The following is a 22,440-nucleotide window of genomic DNA, read 5'->3' on the forward strand; positions in this document are numbered from 1 at the left end:
ACAACCCCGGGACGGAATCGATCACGTCCCGGGGTCGCGCTCTCATCAGTGCAGTTCGGCCCGCATGCGACGGGTCGCCGCGACCAGGTTTCGCAACGCGGGCTCCACCTCGGCGTAACCGCGCGTCTTCAACCCGCAGTCGGGGTTGATCCACAAACGTTCACCTGGGACCGCGCGCACCGCTTCGGTGATCAGCGAAACGATGTCGTCCTCGCTCGGCACCAGCGGTGAATGGATGTCGTAGACGCCGGGACCGATGCCGCGCGGGAACTCCAGGCCCTCCAGAATCTCCATCTTGGACCGCGCGGCCTCGATCGTCGTGACGTCGGCGTCGAGGTCGGAGATCGCGCCGAGCACCTCGCCGAACTCCGAGTAGCACAGGTGGGTGTGGATCTGGGTGCCCGGCGTCGCGCCCGCGGTGGCGAGCCGGAACGCGCCGACCGACCACTCCAGGTACGCCGGTTGGTCCTTCCGGCGCAACGGAAGCAGCTCGCGCAACGCCGGTTCGTCGACCTGCACCACCCGGATCCCGGCGGCCTCCAGGTCGCGGATCTCGTCGCGCAACGCCAGCGCCACCTGCGCCGCGGTGTCGGCCAGCGGCTGGTCGTCGCGGACGAACGACCACGCGAGGATCGTCACCGGGCCGGTCAGCATTCCCTTGACCGGCTTGGACGTCAGCGACTGCGCGTAGGTGCTCCACGGCACCGTCATCGGCTTCGGGCGGGACACGTCGCCGTGGATGATCGGCGGCCGCACGCACCGCGACCCGTACGACTGCACCCACGCGAACTGCGTGCTGGCGAAGCCTTCCAGGTGCTCGGCGAAGTACTGGACCATGTCGTTGCGCTCGGGTTCACCGTGCACCAGCACGTCCAGGCCGATGTCCTCCTGCAGATCGATCACGCGACCGATCTCGTCCCGCATCCGCTGTCCGTACTCGTCCTCGGTGATCTCACCGCTGCGCACGGCCGCACGCGCCTTGCGGATGTCACCGGTCTGCGGGAACGACCCGATCGTCGTGGTCGCGAGCGGCGGCAACCCGAGCCGGGCCTGCTGGGCGGCGGCACGCTCCTCGTACGGGGAGCGAAGACTGTGCTCCGGCCGCAACGACTCGATGCGCGCCCGGACGTGGTCGTCGCGGCGCGGGCTGGGCACCTGGCGCTTCGCCTCGTCGGCCCAGGCACCGTCGGCTCCGCCGCGCAAAGCCCTGCCCAGCACCACGATCTCGCGCACCTTCTGCCGGGCGAACGCGAGCCGCGCCCGCACGTCCGGCTCCAGGTCCTCGGCCTCCAGGTCGTACGGCACGTGCAGCAGCGTGGAGGACGACGACACGACGACCTCGTTCGCGAAGCCCAGCAACGTCGCGGCCTTCGCCAGCGCGGCGTGCAGATCGGTGCGCCACACGTTGCGGCCGTCGACCAGGCCGGCCACCAGGATCTTGTCGCGCAACGCGGGGATCGCGACCGACGTGTCCGGTGCGCTGACCAGGTCGAGGCCGATCGCCTCGACCTGCGACTCGGCCAGGATCGGCAACGCCTCGCCGAGGCCGCCGTAATAGCCGGTGACCAGCAGCTTCGGCCTGCCGGGCAGTCCGCTGAGCGTCCGGTACGCGCGGCGCAACGCGTTCAGGTCGGCCGGTGTGCGGTCGGCGGCGAACGCCGGTTCGTCGATCTGCACCCACTCGACGCCTTCGACGCGCAGGCGGCCGAGCAGTTCGACGTACGCCTCCAGCAGGCGGTCGAGCAGTGCCAGCGGTTCGAAGCCGGGCACCGTGCTCTTGGCCAGCAACAGGTACGTCACCGGGCCGAGCAGCACCGGCCGGGTCGTGACGCCGAGTTCGAGCGCCTCGCGGTACTCGGCGATCGGCTTGTCGCCGGCCAGCCGGAACTCGGTGTCCGGGCCCAGTTCCGGCACCAGGTAGTGGTAGTTCGTGTCGAACCACTTCGTCAGTTCCAGGGCCGCGGCGCCGTCCCGGCCGCGGGCCGCCGCGAAGTAGGTGTCCAGTTCGGACAGTCCGAGGTCGCGGAACCGCTGGGGGATCGCGTCGAACAGCAACGACGTGTCGAGCACCTGGTCGTAGAACGAGAAGGTGTTCGACGGAACGGAGTCCAGTTCGGACAGTTCGGCCCAGGTCTGCGCCCTGAGCTGCTTCGCCGTCTCCCGCAGGGCGGCCTCGTCGATCTTCCCGGCCCAGTACTGCTCGACCGCGCGCTTCAGTTCGCGCTTCGGTCCGATGCGGGGGTAGCCGAAAACAGTGCTGCCAATGGTCACAGGCTCTCTCCTCGCGAGCGTGCGGAAGCACCGGAGACACGCGAGCAGGACGGCACGCAGCCGCGCCCGTCAGCCCGCCCGAGAGGCTCCGGAGCACCGCGCACCGGGTCGGCGCGCGGACCGGCGGCAGGTCTTCGGACTCGTGGGCGTCTCGCTGGCTCCTACCGGCCGTCGCTTCCCAGATCTGGCAGACCCAGTGCTTCTGACGGCTTTCGTTCCCACTCACCGCTGCGGGGCAGTCCCGGACTCGCACCGGGTTCCCTTTTGCTCCACCCGGAACGAGCCCGGGTGAACCGCTGGCAGGACCGACACTAGCGGGCCGCGCCGAGCATGCCCAGCGCCATAGCCGCGTACTGAATGGTGAGATCACTCAACTTGACCGGCCCCGCGGGGGAGTACCACCGCGAGACGCCGCTGCACATCTCCAGCAACGCGAGCCGCGCGACGCTCGGATCGGCGACCGTCAGCTTGCGCGCCTTCACGCCGTCGTCGATCGCGTCCTGCCAGAAGCGCTCGTAGCGGTCGCGCAACGCCACGATCTCCTCGCGGCGCTCGCCGGTCAGCGCGCGCATCTCGCCGTCCACCACCGCTGTCTCGCGCGGCTTCTCGGCGTGCGCCTGCACGTGCATCTTGACCAACGAGACAAGACGGTCCGTCTCGTCACCGGTGATCTGCTCGGCCTTGCCGATCAGCTCGGTCAGGCTCGTGCGCATGATCTCGACCAGCAGGTCTTCCTTGGTGCCCATGTAGTGGTAGAGCGTCGCCGACGACAGGCCGGCGGCCTGGGCGAGGTCGCGGATGCCGGTGCCGTGGAAGCCGCGCTCGGCGAACAACCGCACGGCCGCCTCGCGGACCCGTTCCTCCGTCGTCATGCTGCCTCCCTTGACCGGCCCGACTCGCTCACTCTAGCGTCAGTCCCGATCGATCGATCGATCGAAGGGGAGAGATGACCGTCGACTACTCCTGTGCCGAGGGCATCGCGCAGGTGCACCTGAACCGTCCGGAACGGCTCAACGCCGTGGTCCCGGCGCTGGTCGAGGACCTGCTGGCCGCGTTCGCGCGGGCAGGTGAGGACCAGGCGCGGGTGATCGTGCTGGCGGGCCGCGGCAGGGCGTTCTGCGCCGGCCACGACCTGAAGGAGCCGGTTCCGGTCGAGACCGAGGAGCAGACGCGAGCCCGGTTGGAGCGCATTCAGGACGTCACCCGCGCGATCCGCGACTTCCCCGGCATCGTGATCGCCGCGGTGCACGGCTACGCGCTCGGTGCGGGCGCCGAGTTCGCGCTGGGCTGCGATCTGGTCGTGGCGCAGACCAGCGCGCAGTTCGGATTTCCCGAGGTCGGCGTCGGGCTCAGCGTCACCGGTGGGATCTCCAGCCTGCTGCCTCGGATCGTCGGTCTGGCGCGTGCCAAGGAGATGCTCCTGCTCGGCGAACGAATTCACCCTCCGCGCGCGTACGAGTTGGGGTTGATCAACTCCTACGCGCTGAACCACGAGAAGCACGCGATGAAGCTCGCGCGCCGCATCGCCGCCCAGCCGCCGGTCGCCGCCGGGCTCGCGAAACGAGCGCTCGACCTGGGTGTGGACTCGACGCTGGAGCAGGCGATGGCGACCGAGGTCGACCACGCGATCGTCACGAGCCTGTCCGGCGAGGGGGACGAGCCCCGGGAGGAGTTCGGCCGTGGCTGACCTCATCTCCGCATTGCGAACGGCCGTGACTCGGTGGCCGGACAAGACCGCGTGGACGTTCGATCCCGGCGGCTCGTTCACCTTCGCCGAGATCGACGCGCTGTCGGACGGGTACGCGCAGGCGTTGCGGGACAACGGGATCCGTGCGGGTGACCGGGTCGCGATCATGCTGCGCAACGTGCCGGAGTTCCCGCTGGTGTGGTTCGCGCTGATCAAGCTCGGTGCCACGGCCGTACCGCTCAACGTCAAGTACCGCTCGGTCGACGCCTCGCACGTGCTGACCACCTCGCAGGCCGTCGCCGTCGTCAGCACCGAGGAGTTCCGGCCGCTGCTCGCTGATCACCTGGTGCATTACGTCGAGGAGCTGGAGCCCGTCGACGGGTTCGTGCAGGGAGAGGTGTCCGCGCCGGTCAGCCTGCAGTTCACCTCGGGCACCACGGGCAAGCCGAAGGCGTGCGTGCTGTCGCACACCTACTGGCTGACGCTCGGCGGCAGCCTGGTCGAGCACTTCCCGCAGCTGAACTCCGACGACGTGATGCTGACAGCGCAACCGTTCCACTACATCGATCCACAGTGGAACGTCGTCGCGGCACTGCTGGCCGGTGCGCGTCTCGTGGTGCTGGACGGCTTTCACCCGTCGTCGTTCTGGGGGAAGGTCCGCGAGCACGGCGTCACCTACTTCTACTGCCTAGGCGCGATGCCGGCGCTGTTGCTGCGCATGCCCGCCGATCCGTTGGACCGCAGGCATTCGGTACGAGTCGTGCAGGCCTCGGCGATTCCGCCCGCCCTGCACGCCGAACTGGAAGAGCGCTGGGGCGTCGGCTGGTTCGAGGCGTTCGGCATGACCGAGACCGGTGCGGACCTCCGCATCACCGCCGAAGACCACGACCGGTTCGTCGGCACGGGCTGTCTCGGCCTGCCCGCGCCGCATCGCGAGGCCAAGATCGTCGACGGCGAACTGTGGCTGCGCGGCCCCGGCATGATGGACGGCTACCTGGGCCTGCCCTCGCCGTTCGCGGACGGCTGGTTCCGCACCGGCGACCTGGCGCGGATCGAGGACGGCCGCGTCTACCACCTCGGCCGCACCAAGGACATGATCCGGCGCAGCGGTGAGAACGTGGCCGCGCACGAGGTCGAGGAAGTGCTGATGTCGCACCCGTCGGTGCGGCTCGCCGCCGTGATCGGCGTGCCGGACGACATTCGCGGTGAGGAGGTGAAAGCGTTCGTCGTCGGGGAAGTGACTGATCAGGAGCTCGCCGAGTTCTGCGCGGAAAGACTGGCGTCGTTCAAGGTTCCGCGTTTCTGGGAGTTCCGCGAGGATCTACCGCGCACCCCGTCCGAACGCGTTGCCAAGGAGCTGCTGCGGTGAGCTTTCACTGGGAGAGCCCGGTCTTCTTCGATGAGCTGGACCTGAACGGCACCCTGCACAACTCTCGGTTCGCACTGCACGTCGAACGAGCCCAGTCCGCGCTGTTCGAGTCGATGGGTTTCGGCTGGTCCACCTACGCCGACCGCCATCCCGACCTGAACTACGTGGTCAAGGAACTGCACGTCGAGTTCAACGCCGCCTTCACCGCGCCCGGTGTGCTCCCGGTCGAGATCACCGCCGACCGCATCGGCACCACCAGCGCCCGCTACGGCTTTCGTTGCGGCCGTTACGCCTCCGGCTACCGGGTGATCGTCAAGGTCGGCGCGGACGGCCGTCCCGCGCCGTGGAGCGACTGGTACCGCATGGCTTTCGAAGGGCTCTCATGATCAAGGCCGACCTGCTGCTGACGAACGCCGAGTTCGTGACGCTGGACGGTCCGGCGACCGCGCTCGCCGTGCTGGGCGACCGGATCGTGGCGCTGGAGGAGGTGCCGGCCCGCGAGGTGGCCGACCTCCAGGGCGCGACCGTCACGCCGGGCTTCCACGACGCCCACAACCACATGGCGTGGTTCGGCCTCACGCTGTCCGAAGTGGACTGCCGGGTCACGAGCCTGGACGCCCTGTACGCGGCTGTCGAAGCCGCACCGGACGGTGAGTGGGTCATCGGCTTCGGCTACGACCAGAACAAGTGCGGCGGCCACCCGACGCGCGACGGCCTCGACCGCGTCGCCCGCGGCCGCAAGGTGTGGATCAAGCACACCTCCGGCCACATGTGCGTGGTCAACACACCTGTGCTGGAAGCTCTGGGGATCTCGGATCGCGCGGTCGACGTCTCGGGTGGGCTGGTCGTCACGGAGAACGGCCGCCCGACCGGCTTGTTGCAGGAACAGGCGCAGCAACTGGTCAACCCGCTCGTGCTGCCCTACCCGGTGGACACCCTGGTCGACGCGATCGACCGGGCCGGCCGCGTGTACCTGAGCGAGGGCATCACGAGCTGCGTCGAGGCGGGCATCGGCGGAGGCTGGATCGGCAAGTCCCCGGTAGAGCTGGAGGCCTACCACCGCGCCCGCGACCAGGGAAAACTGCACGTCCGCGTCGAACTCATGATCGCCGCCGACGCCCTGCACCCCGTCACCGAACTGGGCCTGGGCCTCGATCTGGGCGTCCGCACCGGTTTCGGCGACGACTGGCTGCGCGTCGGCCCGACCAAGATCTTCTCCGACGGCTCGCTGATCGGTCACACCGCCGCGATGTGCCACGACTTCGCCGACACCCCGGGCAACCACGGCTACCTGCAGGACTCGTCGGCCGCGTTGCGGTCAAAGATCATCGCCGCCCACCGAGGCGGTTGGCGCGTCGCCACCCACGCGATCGGCGACGCGGCCATCGACCTGGTCCTGGACGCCTACGAGGAAGCTCACCGCCTCGACCCGCGCTCGGACGTCCGCCACCGCGTCGAACACTTCGGCGTCGCCCGTCCCGACCAGGTCGAGCGCGCGGTGGCGTTGGGCGTGATCGCCGTGCCGCAGGGCCGTTTCGTCAACGAGATCGGCGACGGCATGCTGAAAGCGCTCGGCCCGGAACGTGCCGCGTGGGCCTACCGCCAACGTTCGCTGCTCGACGCGGGCATGATCGTTCCCGGCAGCTCGGACCGCCCGGTGGTGAACGGCGCCCCGTTGCTCGGCATGCACGACATGGTCGAGCAGCTCACGTCGTCCGGCACGCCGTTCAGCCCGGCCGAGGCCGTGACGGGCCTGGAAGCGTTGCGCGCCTACACCTACGGCTCCGCCTACGCCTGCAAACAAGAACACCTCAAGGGCACGCTGTCCGTGGGCAAACTCGCGGACCTCGTCGTGCTCTCGGACAACCCGGTCACCGCCGACCGGATCAAGGACATCCAGGTGCTGCGCACGATGGTGGGAGGACAGTTCCGATGAGGCTCGTCGCCACTTCAACGCTGACGCCGGACGAACTGGCGCACGTCCAGCAGATCTACTTCGACGGCTTCGAACCACACCTGCGCGCGCCGTTCGACGACCTGCTCGCCGACACCGCCCTGGTCCTGATGGACGACAAACCGCTCGGCCTCGCCGTCCTGCGCACCCTCGGCGACACCGGCTGGGTCTACCTGCGCTACTTCACCGTGGGGGAGAAGGGCCGCGGTCTCGGCGAACACCTCTGGACACACCTGCGCACAGCCATGACCGACGCGGGCCACACCCGGATCATCTACGACGTCGAGGACCCGGCCCAGCACGGCATCGACCCGGCGGAGGAACGGATCCGGCACCGCCGCATCGCGTTCTACCGCCGCCTCGGCGCCGTGCTGCTGCCCGTCAACGGCTATCTGCCACCGCAGGGCAGCGCCGGCTACCCGATGCTGCTGATGGCCGCGGACTACGTCGCCCAGACCCCGGCCGCCGCCGACGACCTGGCCCGCATCACGGTCGCCGTGTACGAGCACCGGTACGGGATTGCGGCGTCCGATCCCGTGGTCGAAAGGACGTTGCGGCTGAGCGGCGTCTCACATGCGGGCTGAACCGGCCTTCCAGTACCCGCTGAACATGATCGCCTTGCGATCCACTCCGCGGTCCTTGGTGAGGTGCCGCCGCACCCCGGTCGCCAGCGCCGACTCCCCGCACGCCCACGCGTAGTCCACAACGGACAGCACTCTGCCCTGAATCGCCCTCAGCACGGCGGAACCGGGCTCGCCGTCACCGCGGAACACCCACTCCGCCTCGAGGTCGAGCCGGTACGACTCGTCCGGCACCTCGACGAACACGTGCACCGGCCGCGTCTCCACCTCCAGGATCGCCGCGAGGGCGGGCAACGCGGTCTCGTCGGCCGCCAGCAGCACCGAGCCCTCCGACGGCGGCCGGTAGGCCGAACCTCCCGCGCGGAACCCGGCCTGGTCGCCCGCGATCGCGCGGCGGGCCCAGCGCGTGCCGGGGCCCGCGTCGCCGTGCACCACGAAGTCGACGTCGATCTCGGCGACGTCGGGGCGGTGTGCGCGGACCGTGTACCAGCGCAGGTCCGGACGTGTGTCCTCGGGCATCGCGCGCAACGACGAGCGGACGTTGATGCGGTCGTCGGCCGGCATGACGAGGTCGCGGCCGGTCGCCATCAGCAGGCCGAAGTACTCGTCCGGGCCGGTCACCTCGAACGAGGCGAGTTCCGGCGCGTGGAAGGTGATCCGGCGCATGTGCTCGCTGAGCTCGGTCACCGCCCTGACGGTCATGACGAACTGGTCGAAGACCTCGCGGCGGTTCGCGGGGGCCATCAGCAGCTCGGCGGCCTTGGTGGCGGCCTTGAGCGTGAACCTGTCGAAGGCGGAGTAGCGCGACATGCCAGCAAGGTACACCTTTGGTTAGGCTTACCTAAGCTCTCGGGCGAAATTGAGGCTGGTACCGCAGACTGCGAACATGTTCCCGAGGACCGCGCAACAGCAGTGGTGGTTCGAAGAGCCCGCCAGCAAGAACCGGAGTCAGGCCATCGGCCTGCGGCTCGCCGTCGCCTACCGGCAACGGGACGCCGAGGCCGTCGCACGAATGCTGCCCGCCGACGAGGGTGAGATCTGGCTGGTCATGGGCGCGCTGGAGAACGGCCTGCTCGGCCTCAACCAGCTGTACCCGCCCGGCCCGCCGGACGAGGTGTGGGAGCGCGTCACGCCGATCATCGATGCCGCCGCGCCCCAGGGTGTCGCCCCGCGCGCACGTGCGTTGCTCGCTGCGATGACGGACGCGATGTACAACGCCACGCTCGGCGAGGTCAACGAACGCAAGGAGCAGGACCCGTACGTGGGCGCGCATCTGTACGCGGCCATCACGGCGATGCGCTCCATGGATCATGAGGGCAGCATCCAACGTATGCAGGCCAAGGCCGACGAGCTCGATCCGGCCTAGTCGACGGCCCTGAACTGCGGCGATAGTGCTGAGGCGCAACTAACAGGCACCCGACGTGCATGCCCATACATCGTCGTGCATAATTCTCAACGTGTCCAAGGTGCTCACTTCACTTCCCGCCGGCGAACGCGTCGGCATCGCCTTCTCCGGTGGTCTCGACACCTCCGTCGCGGTCGCGTGGATGCGTGAGAAGGGCGCTGTGCCCTGCACGTACACCGCGGACATCGGGCAGTACGACGAGCCCGAGATCGACACGGTCCCCGGCCGTGCCGGTACGTACGGTGCCGAGATCGCGCGTCTCGTCGACTGCCGTGCCGCGCTGGTCGAGGAAGGTCTCGCGGCGCTCGCCTGCGGCGCGTTCCACATCCGTTCCGGTGGTCGCGCCTACTTCAACACGACCCCGCTCGGGCGGGCCGTCACGGGCACCATGCTCGTGCGCGCCATGCTCGACGACGACGTGCAGATCTGGGGCGACGGCTCCACCTACAAGGGCAACGACATCGAGCGGTTCTACCGCTACGGCCTGCTCGCGAACCCGTCGCTGCGGATCTACAAGCCGTGGCTCGACGCGGCGTTCGTGAACGAGCTCGGCGGCCGCAAGGAGATGTCCGAGTGGCTTCTTGAGCGCGACCTGCCCTACCGCTCGTCGGTGGAGAAGGCGTACTCGACGGACGCGAACATCTGGGGCGCGACGCACGAGGCCAAGTCGCTCGAACTGCTCAACGAGGGCATCGAGATCGTCGAGCCGATCATGGGCGTCAAGTTCTGGGACCCGTCGGTCGAGATCGCGACCGAGGACGTCACCATCGGCTTCGACCAGGGCCGCCCGGTCACGATCAACGGCAAGGAGTTCCACGACGCTGTCGACCTCGTGCTGGAGGCGAACGCCATCGGCGGCCGCCACGGTCTCGGCATGTCCGACCAGATCGAGAACCGCATCATCGAGGCCAAGAGCCGCGGCATCTACGAGGCGCCCGGCATGGCGTTGCTCTACATCGCCTACGACCGCCTCGTGAACGCGATCCACAACGAGGACACCGTCGCGGCGTACCACAACGAGGGCCGCAAGCTCGGCCGTCTGCTGTACGAGGGTCGCTGGCTCGACCCGCAGTCGCTGATGGTGCGCGAGTCGCTGCAGCGCTGGGTCGGTTCCGCGATCACCGGCGAGGTCACGCTGCGGCTGCGCAGGGGCGACGACTACTCGATCCTCGACACGTCCGGCCCTGCGTTCAGCTACCACCCGGACAAGCTGTCGATGGAACGCACCGAGGACTCGGCGTTCGGCCCGGTCGACCGCATCGGCCAGCTGACCATGCGCAACCTCGACATCGCGGACTCCCGCGCCAAGCTGGAGCTCTTCGCGGGCCTCGGCATGGTCGGCACCCGCCAGTCGGCGCTCATCCCGGCCCTGCCCGAGCCGACGCAGCTGATCGGCGAGGTGCCGGACGGCGGCGCGGAGGCCATCGCCTCGCGCGGTGAGGTCTCGGCGGCCGACGAGCTGCTCGACGCGGCGGCGATGGAGTTCGGCACGGACTAGCACGGACTTTCCCGAGAACACGGGGCCGGTGGAGATCACTCCGCCGGCCCCGTTCTCGTCAGGTCTGGGGCCACATCGAGTAGATGACGTTCTCCTCGTCGGCGCACACGACCTGCGGCATGATGCCTTCAGGGACCTGGTTGCACGACATCGATCCGACCTTGATCGGTGGCAGTCCTGTCTTCGGCTCCAGGCGTTCCGCGTAGTAGTCGAACAGCACCGCGCCGGCCTGGTCGCAGTTCAGCCTGCCCTTCGGGGTCTCCATCACGACGGCCAGCATCGGCTTGCTGAGGGCTCCGAGGAACACCCGGTCGCAGTACTTCGAGGGCAGGCTCTCGTACTGCTCGGGCGGCACGCCGTTCAGCGCGGTGACCGCGGCCTGAGTCGTGGTGGCCGGTGCGGTGGTGGGAGTCGTGGGCGACTCGGAGTCCGAACGGGAACCGGACCCGGTGATCTCCGGGGTGCAGCCCGCCACGAGGACGGCGAGGAGCACAGCTGTGATCGAGAACCTCATGCCCCCGAGGTCGGCATCGCGCTCACAGTCGTTACCCCGCTAGCCTTGCGCTGTGTCGATCAAGGCTGAGCAGGCCAGGCCCGCGGTGCTGCTGAACCCGCTCGAGGGTGACCCGACGGACGCCGACAGCCACATCGGCGGCCCGATGCTGTGGCCGATCGACGAGCCGTGGCCGCACTGCGACGGCGCCGCGCACGATCCCGCAGGCTCCGGCGAACCGTTCGTTGGCGCCGTGCAGCTCTACCAGCGGGACTTCCCGGAGCTGCCGTTCCCGGACGGCACCGATCTCCTGCAGGTGTTCCTCTGCACGCTCCACCACGACCTTCCGCACTCCTACGGCCCGGACGTGCGGCTGGTGTGGCGTGACTCCACGACGGTGTTCGAGCTGATCGAGGAGGAGCCCGAACCGTCCGTGCAGGAGGAGATCTACGTTCCCACGGTGAACGTGCTCGAACCGATCCGCTTCACCGAGCACGCGACCAAGACCTCCGGCGGCACCAAGATCGGTGGCTGGACGCCGTGGTGGCAGACCGGCCCGAGCGAGTTCGAGTGCCCGGAGTGCGGTGCGGCGCAACGCCAGACGCTCTCGCTGGCCACCCACGAGCCGTCCGGCGACGACGTGGAGTGGGAGTTCGGCCGCGAGGGCAACCTGAACGTCCTCACGTGCGAGAAGGACGTCCTGCACCCGATCCGGCTGCACGTCGACTGAGCGCAGCCACCCCGGCCAGCAGCACGAGCAGGATCCCGGCGAACCACGCCATCACCGTGGTGGGCGCGAGGTACCGGGTGGCGAGCCCGATCGACACCGCCGGCACGCTCAGCCCGAGGTAGGCGATGAAGAACAGCGTCGCCAGCGCCTCCCCGCGCTTCTCCGGCGCCGCCATCGCGGAGACCACCCCGACCGACGCCTTGAACTGCACACCGGCGCCCACGCCCGCGAGCGCGCCGCCGACCAGGAACAACGGGAAGCTCGTCGCGTACATCCCGGCCACGACCAGCAGCACGCCGATCGCCTGCCCGCCCAGGCCCACAGCACGGCGGACGGACAGGGAGAGGCCGCCGGTCACGGTCTGGGCGAGCGCCGCTCCACCGAACACGAGGAACACCACGAGCCCGGCCAGCAGCCGGGACGGGTGGTGCAGCTGGCCCGCCACGAAGCCCGGTGCGACGGACGTGAACACGCCGAACACCGCGAACGCCGAGACGGCCCCGGCGGCCGCCGCGAAGTAGCCGGTGCGGTCGCCGTGGTCGGCGCTGATCCGCTGTGGACGGTAAGAGACCCGCTTGCGCACCACGGTCTCCGGCGTGAGGGCGACCGCGGCGATGCTCACCACGAGCAGCACGGCCAGCACGACGTACGGCGTGCTCAGCGGCGAGGGCGCGTACTGCGCGAGCGCGCCGGCGACCAGGGCGCCGACGCCGAGTCCGCCGATGTTCGCCGCGGTCGACACGATCTCGAAGCGGCGCGGCGACGCACCGGGGCGGTGCCGGGAGTGCAGGTCGTAGAGGTAGGCGGTGGCGGTCGCGGCGATCATGCCGACGCCCAGCCCGTTGATCACCCGCGCGACGATCAGGACCGGCAGCGAGGTGCTGGTCAGGAAGAGCAGCGCGGAGACGATCTCCAGGCTCAGCGCGGGGATGAGGACGGCCTTGCGGCCTGCCCAGTCCGAGACGTGGCCCGCCAGCACCAGGCTGATCACCACGCCGACCGCGAAGGCGGCGAACACGACGGTGATCGCGAACGTCGAGAAGCCCTCGCGTGCGACGTAGAGCGGGAACAGGGGCGCGGGAACGGTCGAGTAGGCCATCGCGACGAGGAACGTGCCGGCCACAGCCCAGAAACCCCTGCCGTGGTGCGCGCTGGCGGCAGGTCGTTCGGCGACCGGTGAATCGAGGACCAAGGACATGCCTCCACCTTGCGTGCCTCGATGCATCACGTCCAACGAAAGTTGAAGCTGATGATCATCACTTTCTGAGATACTCGCTGGTGTGGACCTCCGGCAGCTCGAATACTTCGTCGCGGTCGCGGAAGAGGGCAGCTTCACCCGCGCCGCCGCCCGCGTGCACGTCGTGCAGTCCGCCGTCTCGGCCGCGATCAAGACCCTCGAACGCGAGCTCGGCGCCGTCCTGCTCGACCGCAACGCCAAGCGCGTCCTGCTGACCGACGCGGGGGAGGCGCTCCTGCCGAAGGCCCAGGCCGTGCTGGACGCCGCCACCGAGGCCAGGGACGCCGTCGCGCAGGTCCAGGGCGGGCTGACCGGCACCGTCCGGCTCGGCACGCTGACCTCGGTGGCGCTGATCAACCTGCCCGCGCTGCTCGGCGAGTTCCACCGGCGTCATCCCGGCGTGCTGGTGCGCACCAACGCGGCGACCACGGGGTCGCTGGGACTCGTCGAGCAGCTCCTGGACCGCAGGCTCGACCTCTCGTTCGTGTCGCTGCCCGGTGAGGCGCCGGCCGGGATCGTGCTGGACGAGCTGTCCCACTCGGTGATGGACCTGGTCGTGCCTCGCGACCACCCGCTGGCCGCCAGGGACGAGGTGTCGATCGGCGACCTCGCCGGGCTGGACTTCATCGACTCGCCGCTGGGCTACGGCAACCGGGCCGTGGCCGACCGGGCGTTCGCCGCCAACGCCGTGCCGCGCCGGGTGACCGTGGAGATGTCCGACATCTACACGGGCGTCGACTTCGTCCGGCACGGCCTCGGCGTCGTGTTGCTGCCCGACTACGTGATCGGCGCCGCGGCGGACGTCAAGACCCTGACCGTGACCGGCGCGGACCTGCGCTGGCCGCTGGGACTCGCGTGGCCCGCCGGACGCAGGCCCAGCGCCGCGACCAGGGCGTTGATCGCGGTGGTGCACGAGTTCTTCACGCGCTGACCGGTCATCGGGCGCAGGAGAAGCTCGACGCCGCGTTCGGATCTCCGCCGCGATACCGGGGCCAGCCCGGGTACTCGCAGAGCGGACGGGTGCGGTTGTGGGCGAAGTCGGCCACGACCGGGTTCACCGGCGACTGTCCTTTCTGGACCCAGCGTTCGAGTGCCGACAGCGAGTCCCACCCTGCGGCGAACGCCGGCGTGCCGAAGTTCGCGTGGTTGGCGCCCTGCACGAGGTAGTAGCGCAGGAACCTGTCCGTGGTCTTGGGCCCGAGGAGGTCGCGCACGCGCTCGTAGTAGTCGTTCGTCGAGCGGTGGGACACCAACTCGTCCGCGGAGCCGTGGAGCAGGAGCAGCTTGCCGCCGGACCGTTCGAACGGGCGCAGGTCCACGTTGTTGCGGTCCTGGATCGTGGAGAGCTCGCTGATCCGGTCGAGCCACTTCCCCGGACGCGACGGGTCCAGGTCGAGGGAGTTGAAGCCGGGGTCGCGGGTCAGGAAGTACTTCACCCACTGGTCCCAGTACTGCACGCCGTAGCCGCTGGTGACCGGCATGGGATTCGCCGGCGCGGTCGTGCCGAACCCGAGGAACGGCGTCCGCATGTCCGCGCCCGAGAGGAACGGGAAACCGGGGTACTGGGTCTCACCGCTGGCGACCCGGTACGGCCACCGGAACGCCGTGGACATGGCGGTCACGGCCCCGATCTGCGGATCGGACAGGCAGGTGGGGCCGGTGTCGGCGCCGTCAGGGCACCGCAGGACACGCGGGTCGAACTGGCAGCGCTGGTTCGACACGACCCGGTCCAGCACACCGTCCGCGCCGTCGCACGCGTTGATCACGCTGTCGTACAACAGGGTCTGCTTCGCGGGGGCGGGGAACGCGCCGGGACGGGACAGGACCTGCGTCAGATGTCCCAGGTACAGGCCCTCGGCGAGGTTGTTCCACGCGGGAAAGCCCGAGATCACGCCGTCGAACGCCCGCGGCCAGCGCTGAGCGACGACGAGGGCTTCGCGGCCACCCGTCGAGCCGCCCGCGAAGAACGTCTCGGCCGGGTTCTTCCCGAAGGCACGCCGGATCAGGAACAGGCTCGCGTCGTGCGTCTTCTTCAGCGCGTCACCGGCGGCGAAGTTCCGCACCGCCTCGTCGTTCACGCCGAACGAGCCGTCCAGCGACGGAACGGTTCCCGCACCCTGCTGGTGGCCGGAGTCGCTCGCGAACGTCGCGTACCGCCGCGCCAACGGTGCGACCGTGTCCGGGGCGGCGAACGGCACGTTCCCCGTCAGGGCGGGAATCGTTCCGTTGTAGCCACCGCCACCGAACATCAACGCCTTGCCGTTCCAGCCGTTCGGCAGCGCGACGCGCGTCTTGATGGCGGGCGCGGACGGGTCGACCGGGTACAGGTCGGCGTCGACCTGGCAGTACTCGATCGTCTGTCCACTCACGACACTGGACGTGACGGCGGACGCGGTGACGCGACCACCGGTGGTCGGCAGGCTGATGACCGAGGCGGGGATCCGCACCTGGTTCAGGTCGGCGCACGAGGTCGTCGCACTGGCCGGTACGGCGCCGAGAAAGGTCATTCCTGGCAACAGAAGTGCGGTCGAGAGCAGGGCTAGCTTCACGCCGGACTCCTTGTCAACGGTAGAGGTGGGTGCCGGGGACGGCCAGCGGGTCCTCGCGGACCTCGGCGGGGTTCGTCTCGGGGAGGAACCACGCGCTGACGAAGGTGATCAGCCCCATGAGCGTGATGTAGGCGGCGACCGGCATCGTGCTGCCGGTCTGGGCGATGAGCGCGGTCATCAGGAACGGCGTGCCACCGCTGATGATGATCGCGGAGAGCTGGTAGGACAGCGACGCGCCGGAGTAGCGGACGTTGGGCGCGAACAGCTCGCCGAGGAAGCTCGCGATCGGGCCGTAGGTGAGGCTCTGGAAGATGAATCCCACCACCACGGCGACGAAGATCAGCGGCAGCGACGCGGTGTTGACGAGCCCGAAGTACGGGAAGCCCCACAACGCCACACCCAGGCCGCCGATGAGGATCAACGGCCGGCGCCCGATCCGGTCCGACACGTGCCCGGCCCAGGGCAGGACCGCGAGCATCGCCACGGAACTGAGCAGCACGACCGTCAGCAGCGGGACGCGGTCGAGCTTGAGGGACGTGGTGCCGTAGTTCAGCAGGCCGGCGATGCTGACGTAGAAGAGGCTGTTGGTGGCCGAGAGGATCCCGCAGGCGAGCAGGATCGTGCCCCACCTGCTCCGGATGACCTGCGCGAGCGGTGCCCTGACGACGGCGCGTTCCGGTTGTGCCACCTCCTTCTGCAGCTCCCGGAACTCCGGCGTGTCCTCCACTTTGGACTGGATGTACAGGACCACCGCGAACATCAGGACGCTGAGCAGGAACGGGATCCGCCAGCCCCAGCTGAGGAACGCGTCGTTCGGCATCAGGCCGCTGGCGGCCAGGAAGATCAGGTTCGAGATGATCACGGCGACGGGAACGCTGGTCTGCCCGAAGGTTCCAGCGAACCCGCGCCGCTTCGGGCTCGCCGACTCAGTGAGCAGCAGCATGATGCCGCCCCACTGGCCGCCTGCCGCGAGCCCTTGAAGGAAGCGCAACGTCACCAACAGGATCGGCGCCAGCGCCCCCACGGCCGACGCGCTGGGCAGGCAGCCGATCAGGAACGTCGCCGCCCCCATGAGCGCCAGGCAGGCGACGACGACCGGCTTGCGCCCGTACTTGTCACCGAAGTGCCCGGCGAGCACGCCACCGATCGGACGCGCCACGAAACCCGCCCAGAACGTGCTGAACGCGAGCAGCGTCCCGGTCAGCGCGGAGGACTGCGGGAAGAACACCTTGGGGAACACCAGCGCGGCCGCGGTGCCGTAGAGGAAGAAGTCGTACCACTCGATCGAACTGCCGATCAGCCCCGCGGTCAGCAGCTTGCGGAAGCCTCGGCGCCGGGTCGCGGACTGCTCTTCGGGCTGGGCCAGAGGGGTTGCCATACATGCCGCCTTCGTCGGTGAACCGGCAGGTGATGACGGCCAATGCTAGGGCGGCGACACCCGGTGGCTGAGGTCTGGATCACACACCCCTCACGTTGGTTCGGTGGACCTTTCCACCACCAGCGTCTGAGTAACAATGGCAACGTGACCATCGACCCGAGTGAGTCGCACGAACTCGTGCGCCGCCAGCGCGAACTGGCGTCGTTGTACGCGACGGCGAAGTCGCTCACGGCCCTCGGCGAGCTCGACGCCGTGCTGCAGTCGATCGTCCGCCACGCCCACGACCTGATGGGCACGGACTTCACGTACCTGTCGCTGGTCGCGGACGGCAGGCTGTCGGCCAAGGCGGCCGAGGGCACGATCTCCGCCGCGTTCCTGAGCGCCACGATCCCGGCCGGCGTCGGACTCGGCGGCAAGGTGCTGGCCACCCGGCGCCCGCAGTGGGTGCCCAACTACGCCGCCTCGACCCACATCGACCACGACGCCGGGTTCGACGTGCTGGTCGGCACCGAGGACCTGGTCGCGCTCCTCGGCGTGCCACTGGTGATCCGCGACGAGGTGGTGGGCGCGCTGTTCGCCGCGTACCGCTCCGAGCGGTCGTTCCACGCGGGCGAGATCGCGTTGCTGAGCGCGTTCGCCGACCACGCCGCCGTGGCCCTGGACAACGCCCGGCTCTACGAGAAGAGCCGGAAAGCGTTGCAGGACCTGCAAGAACACATGACCGTCGTCGAACGGGCGCAGGCGATCCACGAGACCCTGACCGGCGTGGTGCTGGAGGGCGGCACGCCCGACGACGTCGCGCAGGTCCTCGCCGGCCAGCTCGGCGGGAGCGTGGTCGTGCTCGACCGGGCCGCCGGACATCACTCCGGCCGGGTCACGACCTCGGTCGACGCCGAGGGGATCGCGCACAGCGTGGCCCCGATCAGGGCGGGGGACAGCTACCTCGGCGCGCTGTCGTGGAGCCGGGAAGCGTTGCAGGAGCACGGTGTCTCGGATGACATGGACCTGCGCACGCTCGAACGGGCCACGCACATCCTCGGCCTGCTGATCCTCAAGGAACGCGCGGTCGCCGACGCGAGCGAACGGCTCAGCGGCGAACTGCTGACCGAGCTGATGGTCGGCGGCCCCGGGATCAGCCCCTCCCAGCGCTCGCGCGCCCAGGCCCGGCACATCAACGCCGACCGGCTGAACCTGGTTCTCGTCGCGGACTCCCCGGCGCCCTCCACCGACCTCGTGCGCCACCTGCACGACATCGCCAGGGACCGTTCCGGCCTGGCGGGCGAACACCTCGGCCGGGCGACGCTGATCGTGCCCAGCGCGGACGACGACCGCACCGTCGAGGAGGTCCACCGCCGGCTGCGGCGCGCGTCAGGAGCTCCCGTCGTCGTGGTGGGGGAGCGGGCGGTCAACCACGACTGGTCGCGCGCGTTCTCCCTGGCCGGTCGGTGCGGCGCGGTCATGCGGGCACTCGGGCACACCGACCGCGGCGCCACGACCGGCCGGTACTCCCTCTACGCGTTGATCTTCGACGTGGACCGGGCCGGCGAACTCGACCGCTTCCTCGCGGAGTCCGTGGGACCCCTCGCCGACTACGACCAACGGCGCGGAACCGATCTCCTCGGAACCCTCTGCGCCTACTACGACCACCGTGCGAACGTCGCGGCGACAGCGCGCGCGTTGCACGTGCACGTCAACACACTCCTGAAGCGACTGGACCGGGTCAGCGACGTTCTCGGTGCCGACTGGCGCACCGAGAACGACCTGGAGCTGCAACTCGGGTTGCAGCTGCACCGGTTGCGGGACCTCAGTTAGCCGCGCGCAGAGCGCTCTTCGACAGCTTGCCGGTGCCCGTCTTCGGCAGTGCGGTCCGGAAGACGACCTCGTCGGGCAGCCACCACTTGGCGACCGCGGGTGTGATGTGCCGCAGCAGGTCGTCGCCGGTGGCGGCGCTGCCGTCGCGCAGGACGACGTAGGCGACCGGGCGTTCGCCCCACTTCGGGTCCGGGCGCGCGACCACGGCGACCTCGACGACGTCGGGGTGCGAGGTGAGGGCGCTCTCCAGTTCGACGGACGAGATCCACTCGCCGCCGGACTTGATCAGGTCCTTCATCCGGTCCACGAGCCGCACGTAGCCGTCGGCGTCGATCGTGGCGAGGTCGCCGGTCCGCAGCCAGCCGTCGCCGGTGAAGCTGTCCGGTGCGTCCACCTGGAAGTAGCCGCCCGCGACCCACGGGCCCGCCACCTGCAGTTCGCCGATGGCCTTGCCGTCACGCGGTAGTTCCGCGCCGGTCTCGACGTCGGCGATCCGCAGGTTCACGAGCGGCAGCGGCTGGCCCTGGGAGGCCCGCACCGCCACCTGTTCGTCCGCGGGCGCGTCCTGGTGCTGACTGCGGGTGCCGCTGATCGTCCCGACCGGACTGATCTCCGTCATGCCCCAGGAGTGCGTGATGGGCACGCCGATCGCGGCGCGGTAGATCTCGGACAGCGCCGGGGCGATCACCGAGCCGCCGCCGAGCAGGAACCGCGTGGCGCTCAGGTCGTGGGACCGCAGTTCGGTGACCAGGCTCGTCCACACCGTCGGCACCGCGCCCGCGACGGTGACCCGTTCGGTCGCCATCAACCGCAGCAGGTGGCCGGGCTCCGAGGACGGGCCGGGCAGGACCAGCGAGGCGCCGGTCATCATCGCGCCGTAGGGGAGACCCCAGGCGTTGGCGTGGAACATGGGCACGATCGGCATCACGACATCGCTCTCGCTGAGGCCGATGAAACCGGCCGCGAGTGTGCCGAGGCAGTGCAGGATCGTCGAGCGATGGCTGTACAGCACGCCTTTGGGTGGTCCGGTCGTCCCGGACGTGTAGCAGAGCCCGGAGGCCAGGTTCTCGTCCGCGAGCGTGAACTGGTCCTCGAACGAGCCCGCGAACGGTGCGGCTCCCGCGACCAGTTCGTCGTAGTGCAGGACACGGGGATCGGCGGGGATCTCCACGTCGCTGTCGTCGGGCAGGACGACCCAGTGCCGGACCGTCCGCATCCGTCCGGCACTGGGCCATATTCGGGGGAGCAGAGCGCGATCGACGAACACCACGTCGTCCTCGGCGTGGTTGACGATGTACTCCAGGTGCTCCGCCGAAAGCCGGATGTTGATGGAGTGCAGCACCCGCTTGGTGATCGGCACCGCGAGGTACAGCTCCAGGTGACGCCGTGTGTTGGTCGCGAACGTGGCGACGCGGGCGCCGGCCGGGACGCCGAGCGAGTCGAGCGCGGTGGCGAGGCGCCGGGTCTGCTCGGCCACCTCGGCGTAGGTGGCCCGTTCCCCGGCCGTCACGACCTGCTTGTGCGCGTACAGCCGCTCGGCTCGCTCCAGAACGTGGGCGAGGGTGAGCGGCCGGGGTTGCATCAGCCCGTCCATGGAAGATCACCCTAAGTGAGCTTCCTGGTGGGCAAGAGGGCAGAAGCTTCCACTCATTCTCGTGTTCTGGCAGCGATTTCTCACACCGCGCGGTAGGCCTCGCACGCCAGCGTGATCAGGTCGGTGAGGTGCTGCGGCGGCTGGTCCTTCCACCACGCGAGCCACACCGCGATCGGCGGTGCGTCCACCACGGCTCGATAAGCGACGCCAGGGCGTGGGTTCAGGCTTGCAGTCGCCTCTGAGGTCATGCCGACGGCCTGACCTGCGGCGATCAGCGTCAGCCACTCGTCGACGCTGTGCGTGTTGCGGACGACTGCAGGGGCCTTGCCCGGTTGCCACAGGTCCAAAGTGGTCGTTCCGGTCCGGTCGTCCACGGCCAGCGAGTACCGGGCCAGGTCGGCGAGCTTCAGCGAACGCTTGCGCGCCAACGGGTTGTCCGTCGCGACCACGCCGTAGCGCCGTTCGGTGCCGAGCAACGCCGTCTCGAACCGCGGATCGTCGAGGGCCTTGCGCAGGACGGCGACGTCGGCCATGCCCTCGGCGAGGCCGGCCGTGAGCGAGTTCGACTGGACGAACACCAGCGGCAGTCCGGGATGCTTCGCGGCCCAGGACTTCTGCACGCGCCGGGTGTGCTTGCCCAGGGCCGACCAGGCGTAGCCGATCCGCAGCTCGGTCAGCGACTGCGACGCGATCCGGTGCAGGTGCGCGACCTCGTCCAGCACCCTGCGCGCCCCGTCGAGCACCTGCGTGCCCACGGCGGTGAGCGCCACGTGCCGGGTGGAGCGTTGCAGCAGGCGCACGCCGAGTGAGGCCTCCAACGCGGCGACCGAACGGGACACCGACGCCTGGGTCAGGTCGAGTTCCCTTGCCGCGTCGGTGAACGTGCCCGCGTCGACCACCGCCACGAACGCCCGCAGATGCCGCAGATCCATGCGTTCAGCGTATAGGTGACGCGGCCAATGCATTTCCCGTATCAAAGGGGAGGACGCAGGCTTCGGTCATGAAGAGCATCGGTGGATTCGCGACGATGACCGCGAGCGCGGCCAGCAACCAGATCGGCGCCGCCGTGGGCGCTCACGCGTTCGCCGCCATCGGCCCCGCCGGTGTCGTGGCGGTGCGCCAGTTCGTGGCCGCCGCGGTGCTGCTCCCGATGGCCCGGCCCAACCTGCGAAGATTCACCTGGGCGCAGTGGTGGCCGACGATCGCGCTCGGTCTCGTGTTCGCCACGATGAACCTCAGCCTCTACATGGCGATCGACCGCATCGGTCTCGGTCTCGCCGTCACGTTGGAGGTGCTCGGGCCGCTCGGCGTCGCGCTGGCCGGGTCGCGAACCCGTCAGGACTTCCTGTTCGTGCTGGTCGCGGCCGTCGGTGTGTACGTGCTGGTGCTGCCGGGCCCGAGCAGTGACTACCTCGGTGTCGGGCTCGGCCTGCTCGCGGCGGCCTGCTGGGCCGCGTACATCCTGCTCAACCGCCTGGTCGGGGCCCGGCTGCCCGGTCTGCAGGCGCCCGCCGTCGCGACCGCGATGTCCGCGACGCTCTACGTCCCGGTCGCGGTGCTGCTGGTCCTGCACGGGAAGCTGACCGGGATGTCGATCCTGTACGCGGTCGGCGCGGGCGTGTTCTGCAGCGTCGTGCCCTACGCGGTCGACGTGATCGCGTTGCGGAAGGTGCCCGCGCGGCTGTTCGGTCTGGCGATGAGCGTGCACCCGGTGCTGGCGGCGCTGGCGGGGCTCGTGGTGCTGGGGGAGACGCTCGCACTCCACCATTGGGCTGGAATCTTGCTCGTGGTCACCGCCAACGCACTGGCCGTGACTTGCTCGAAGTGGTCTGGATCACCTACCGTCAAGCCCGAAATGTGAATCCAATTCACTTAGCGGGGT

General features: G+C 69.5%; 20 protein-coding genes and 1 riboswitch. Of the genes, 11 read left to right on the plus strand and 9 right to left on the minus strand.

Features of this window, described 5'->3' with window-relative positions; translation table 11 throughout:
• Nucleotides 1–45 precede the first annotated feature (45 nt).
• Both metE and ACIQF0_RS07575 read right to left on the minus strand, forming a co-directional pair.
• Entirely contained in the window at nucleotides 46–2,271 is a 2,226-nt protein-coding gene (metE, locus tag ACIQF0_RS07570; protein ID WP_401025712.1) for a 5-methyltetrahydropteroyltriglutamate--homocysteine S-methyltransferase, read from the minus strand.
• Nucleotides 2,272–2,378: 107 nt separating this feature from the next.
• Nucleotides 2,379–2,584, minus strand: a riboswitch (cobalamin riboswitch).
• Nucleotides 2,583–3,143 carry a TetR/AcrR family transcriptional regulator gene (locus ACIQF0_RS07575; protein WP_401025714.1) on the minus strand — a complete coding sequence of 187 codons (561 nt, stop codon included), beginning with the start codon at nucleotides 3,141–3,143 and terminating at the stop codon, nucleotides 2,583–2,585. It overlaps the preceding riboswitch by 2 nt.
• 74 nt (nucleotides 3,144–3,217) lie before the next feature.
• On the opposite strand from ACIQF0_RS07575, the gene ACIQF0_RS07580 reads away from it, so the two are divergent.
• The 5 genes from ACIQF0_RS07580 to ACIQF0_RS07600 are packed head-to-tail and all read left to right on the plus strand — an operon-like array spanning nucleotide 3,218 to nucleotide 7,865.
• Nucleotides 3,218–3,958, plus strand: a complete 741-nt coding sequence (locus ACIQF0_RS07580) for an enoyl-CoA hydratase/isomerase family protein (RefSeq protein ID WP_401025717.1) — start codon at nucleotides 3,218–3,220, stop codon at nucleotides 3,956–3,958.
• Nucleotides 3,951–5,327 (plus strand): AMP-binding protein, encoded by a 1,377-nt coding sequence (locus tag ACIQF0_RS07585; protein WP_401025721.1) that lies wholly within the window; start codon nucleotides 3,951–3,953, stop codon nucleotides 5,325–5,327. Before ACIQF0_RS07580 ends, ACIQF0_RS07585 begins: the two co-directional genes overlap by 8 nt.
• The gene (locus ACIQF0_RS07590; protein ID WP_360029538.1) at nucleotides 5,324–5,713 is read left to right on the plus strand and encodes a hotdog domain-containing protein; all 390 of its coding nucleotides are present in this window, start codon (nucleotides 5,324–5,326) and stop codon (nucleotides 5,711–5,713) included. The genes ACIQF0_RS07585 and ACIQF0_RS07590 overlap by 4 nt, the downstream gene beginning before the upstream one ends.
• Nucleotides 5,710–7,263, plus strand: a complete 1,554-nt coding sequence (locus ACIQF0_RS07595) for an amidohydrolase (protein ID WP_401025725.1) — start codon at nucleotides 5,710–5,712, stop codon at nucleotides 7,261–7,263. Before ACIQF0_RS07590 ends, ACIQF0_RS07595 begins: the two co-directional genes overlap by 4 nt.
• Nucleotides 7,260–7,865 carry a hypothetical protein gene (locus ACIQF0_RS07600; protein WP_401025728.1) on the plus strand — a complete coding sequence of 202 codons (606 nt, stop codon included), beginning with the start codon at nucleotides 7,260–7,262 and terminating at the stop codon, nucleotides 7,863–7,865. The genes ACIQF0_RS07595 and ACIQF0_RS07600 overlap by 4 nt, the downstream gene beginning before the upstream one ends.
• On the opposite strand, the gene ACIQF0_RS07605 is transcribed toward ACIQF0_RS07600, so the two are convergent.
• On the minus strand, nucleotides 7,851–8,672 hold the full coding sequence (locus ACIQF0_RS07605; protein WP_401025731.1) for a siderophore-interacting protein: 822 nt from the start codon (nucleotides 8,670–8,672) through the stop codon (nucleotides 7,851–7,853). The two genes, ACIQF0_RS07600 and ACIQF0_RS07605, sit on opposite strands and share 15 nt — an antisense overlap.
• A 76-nt stretch (nucleotides 8,673–8,748) precedes the next feature.
• On the opposite strand from ACIQF0_RS07605, the gene ACIQF0_RS07610 reads away from it, so the two are divergent.
• Nucleotides 8,749–9,228: a hypothetical protein gene (locus ACIQF0_RS07610; protein ID WP_401025734.1), complete on the plus strand. Its 480-nt coding sequence runs from the start codon at nucleotides 8,749–8,751 to the stop codon at nucleotides 9,226–9,228.
• 91 nt (nucleotides 9,229–9,319) lie between these two features.
• On the plus strand, nucleotides 9,320–10,765 hold the full coding sequence (gene argG, locus ACIQF0_RS07615; RefSeq protein ID WP_360029543.1) for an argininosuccinate synthase: 1,446 nt from the start codon (nucleotides 9,320–9,322) through the stop codon (nucleotides 10,763–10,765).
• Between the two features lie 58 nt (nucleotides 10,766–10,823).
• On the opposite strand, the gene ACIQF0_RS07620 is transcribed toward argG, so the two are convergent.
• A complete protein-coding gene (locus tag ACIQF0_RS07620; protein ID WP_401025738.1) occupies nucleotides 10,824–11,279 on the minus strand; it encodes a hypothetical protein in 456 nt (151 codons plus the stop codon).
• A gap of 52 nt (nucleotides 11,280–11,331) precedes the next feature.
• Between ACIQF0_RS07620 and ACIQF0_RS07625 the strand changes: the two genes are divergently transcribed.
• The gene (locus tag ACIQF0_RS07625) at nucleotides 11,332–11,988 is read left to right on the plus strand and encodes a hypothetical protein (protein WP_401025740.1); all 657 of its coding nucleotides are present in this window, start codon (nucleotides 11,332–11,334) and stop codon (nucleotides 11,986–11,988) included.
• On the opposite strand, the gene ACIQF0_RS07630 is transcribed toward ACIQF0_RS07625, so the two are convergent.
• The gene (locus ACIQF0_RS07630; protein WP_401025743.1) at nucleotides 11,939–13,186 is read right to left on the minus strand and encodes an MFS transporter; all 1,248 of its coding nucleotides are present in this window, start codon (nucleotides 13,184–13,186) and stop codon (nucleotides 11,939–11,941) included. The genes ACIQF0_RS07625 and ACIQF0_RS07630 overlap by 50 nt on opposite strands.
• Before the next feature lie 82 nt (nucleotides 13,187–13,268).
• Between ACIQF0_RS07630 and ACIQF0_RS07635 the strand changes: the two genes are divergently transcribed.
• The gene (locus ACIQF0_RS07635; RefSeq protein WP_401025746.1) at nucleotides 13,269–14,156 is read left to right on the plus strand and encodes a LysR family transcriptional regulator; all 888 of its coding nucleotides are present in this window, start codon (nucleotides 13,269–13,271) and stop codon (nucleotides 14,154–14,156) included.
• A 4-nt stretch (nucleotides 14,157–14,160) separates the two neighbouring features.
• Here the strand turns inward: ACIQF0_RS07635 and ACIQF0_RS07640 are convergent, their stop codons facing one another.
• Both ACIQF0_RS07640 and ACIQF0_RS07645 read right to left on the minus strand, forming a co-directional pair.
• Nucleotides 14,161–15,774: a tannase/feruloyl esterase family alpha/beta hydrolase gene (locus tag ACIQF0_RS07640; RefSeq protein ID WP_401025748.1), complete on the minus strand. Its 1,614-nt coding sequence runs from the start codon at nucleotides 15,772–15,774 to the stop codon at nucleotides 14,161–14,163.
• 13 nt (nucleotides 15,775–15,787) lie between these two features.
• Nucleotides 15,788–17,152, minus strand: coding sequence for an MFS transporter (locus tag ACIQF0_RS07645; RefSeq protein ID WP_401025750.1), 1,365 nt, complete (start codon nucleotides 17,150–17,152; stop codon nucleotides 15,788–15,790).
• Between the two features lie 144 nt (nucleotides 17,153–17,296).
• Between ACIQF0_RS07645 and ACIQF0_RS07650 the strand changes: the two genes are divergently transcribed.
• On the plus strand, nucleotides 17,297–18,964 hold the full coding sequence (locus ACIQF0_RS07650) for a helix-turn-helix domain-containing protein (RefSeq protein WP_401025753.1): 1,668 nt from the start codon (nucleotides 17,297–17,299) through the stop codon (nucleotides 18,962–18,964).
• On the opposite strand, the gene ACIQF0_RS07655 is transcribed toward ACIQF0_RS07650, so the two are convergent.
• Together ACIQF0_RS07655 and ACIQF0_RS07660 are read right to left on the minus strand one after the other, a co-directional pair.
• On the minus strand, nucleotides 18,957–20,558 hold the full coding sequence (locus tag ACIQF0_RS07655; RefSeq protein ID WP_401025756.1) for a long-chain fatty acid--CoA ligase: 1,602 nt from the start codon (nucleotides 20,556–20,558) through the stop codon (nucleotides 18,957–18,959). The two genes, ACIQF0_RS07650 and ACIQF0_RS07655, sit on opposite strands and share 8 nt — an antisense overlap.
• An 80-nt stretch (nucleotides 20,559–20,638) precedes the next feature.
• On the minus strand, nucleotides 20,639–21,490 hold the full coding sequence (locus ACIQF0_RS07660) for a LysR family transcriptional regulator (RefSeq protein WP_401025759.1): 852 nt from the start codon (nucleotides 21,488–21,490) through the stop codon (nucleotides 20,639–20,641).
• A gap of 68 nt (nucleotides 21,491–21,558) precedes the next feature.
• Between ACIQF0_RS07660 and ACIQF0_RS07665 the strand changes: the two genes are divergently transcribed.
• Nucleotides 21,559–22,419, plus strand: coding sequence for an EamA family transporter (locus ACIQF0_RS07665; RefSeq protein ID WP_401025762.1), 861 nt, complete (start codon nucleotides 21,559–21,561; stop codon nucleotides 22,417–22,419).
• The last annotated feature ends 21 nt before the right edge of the window (nucleotides 22,420–22,440 follow it).

It is taken from the genome of Lentzea sp. NPDC092896, from assembly GCF_044754905.1.
GTDB lineage: Bacteria > Actinomycetota > Actinomycetes > Mycobacteriales > Pseudonocardiaceae > Lentzea.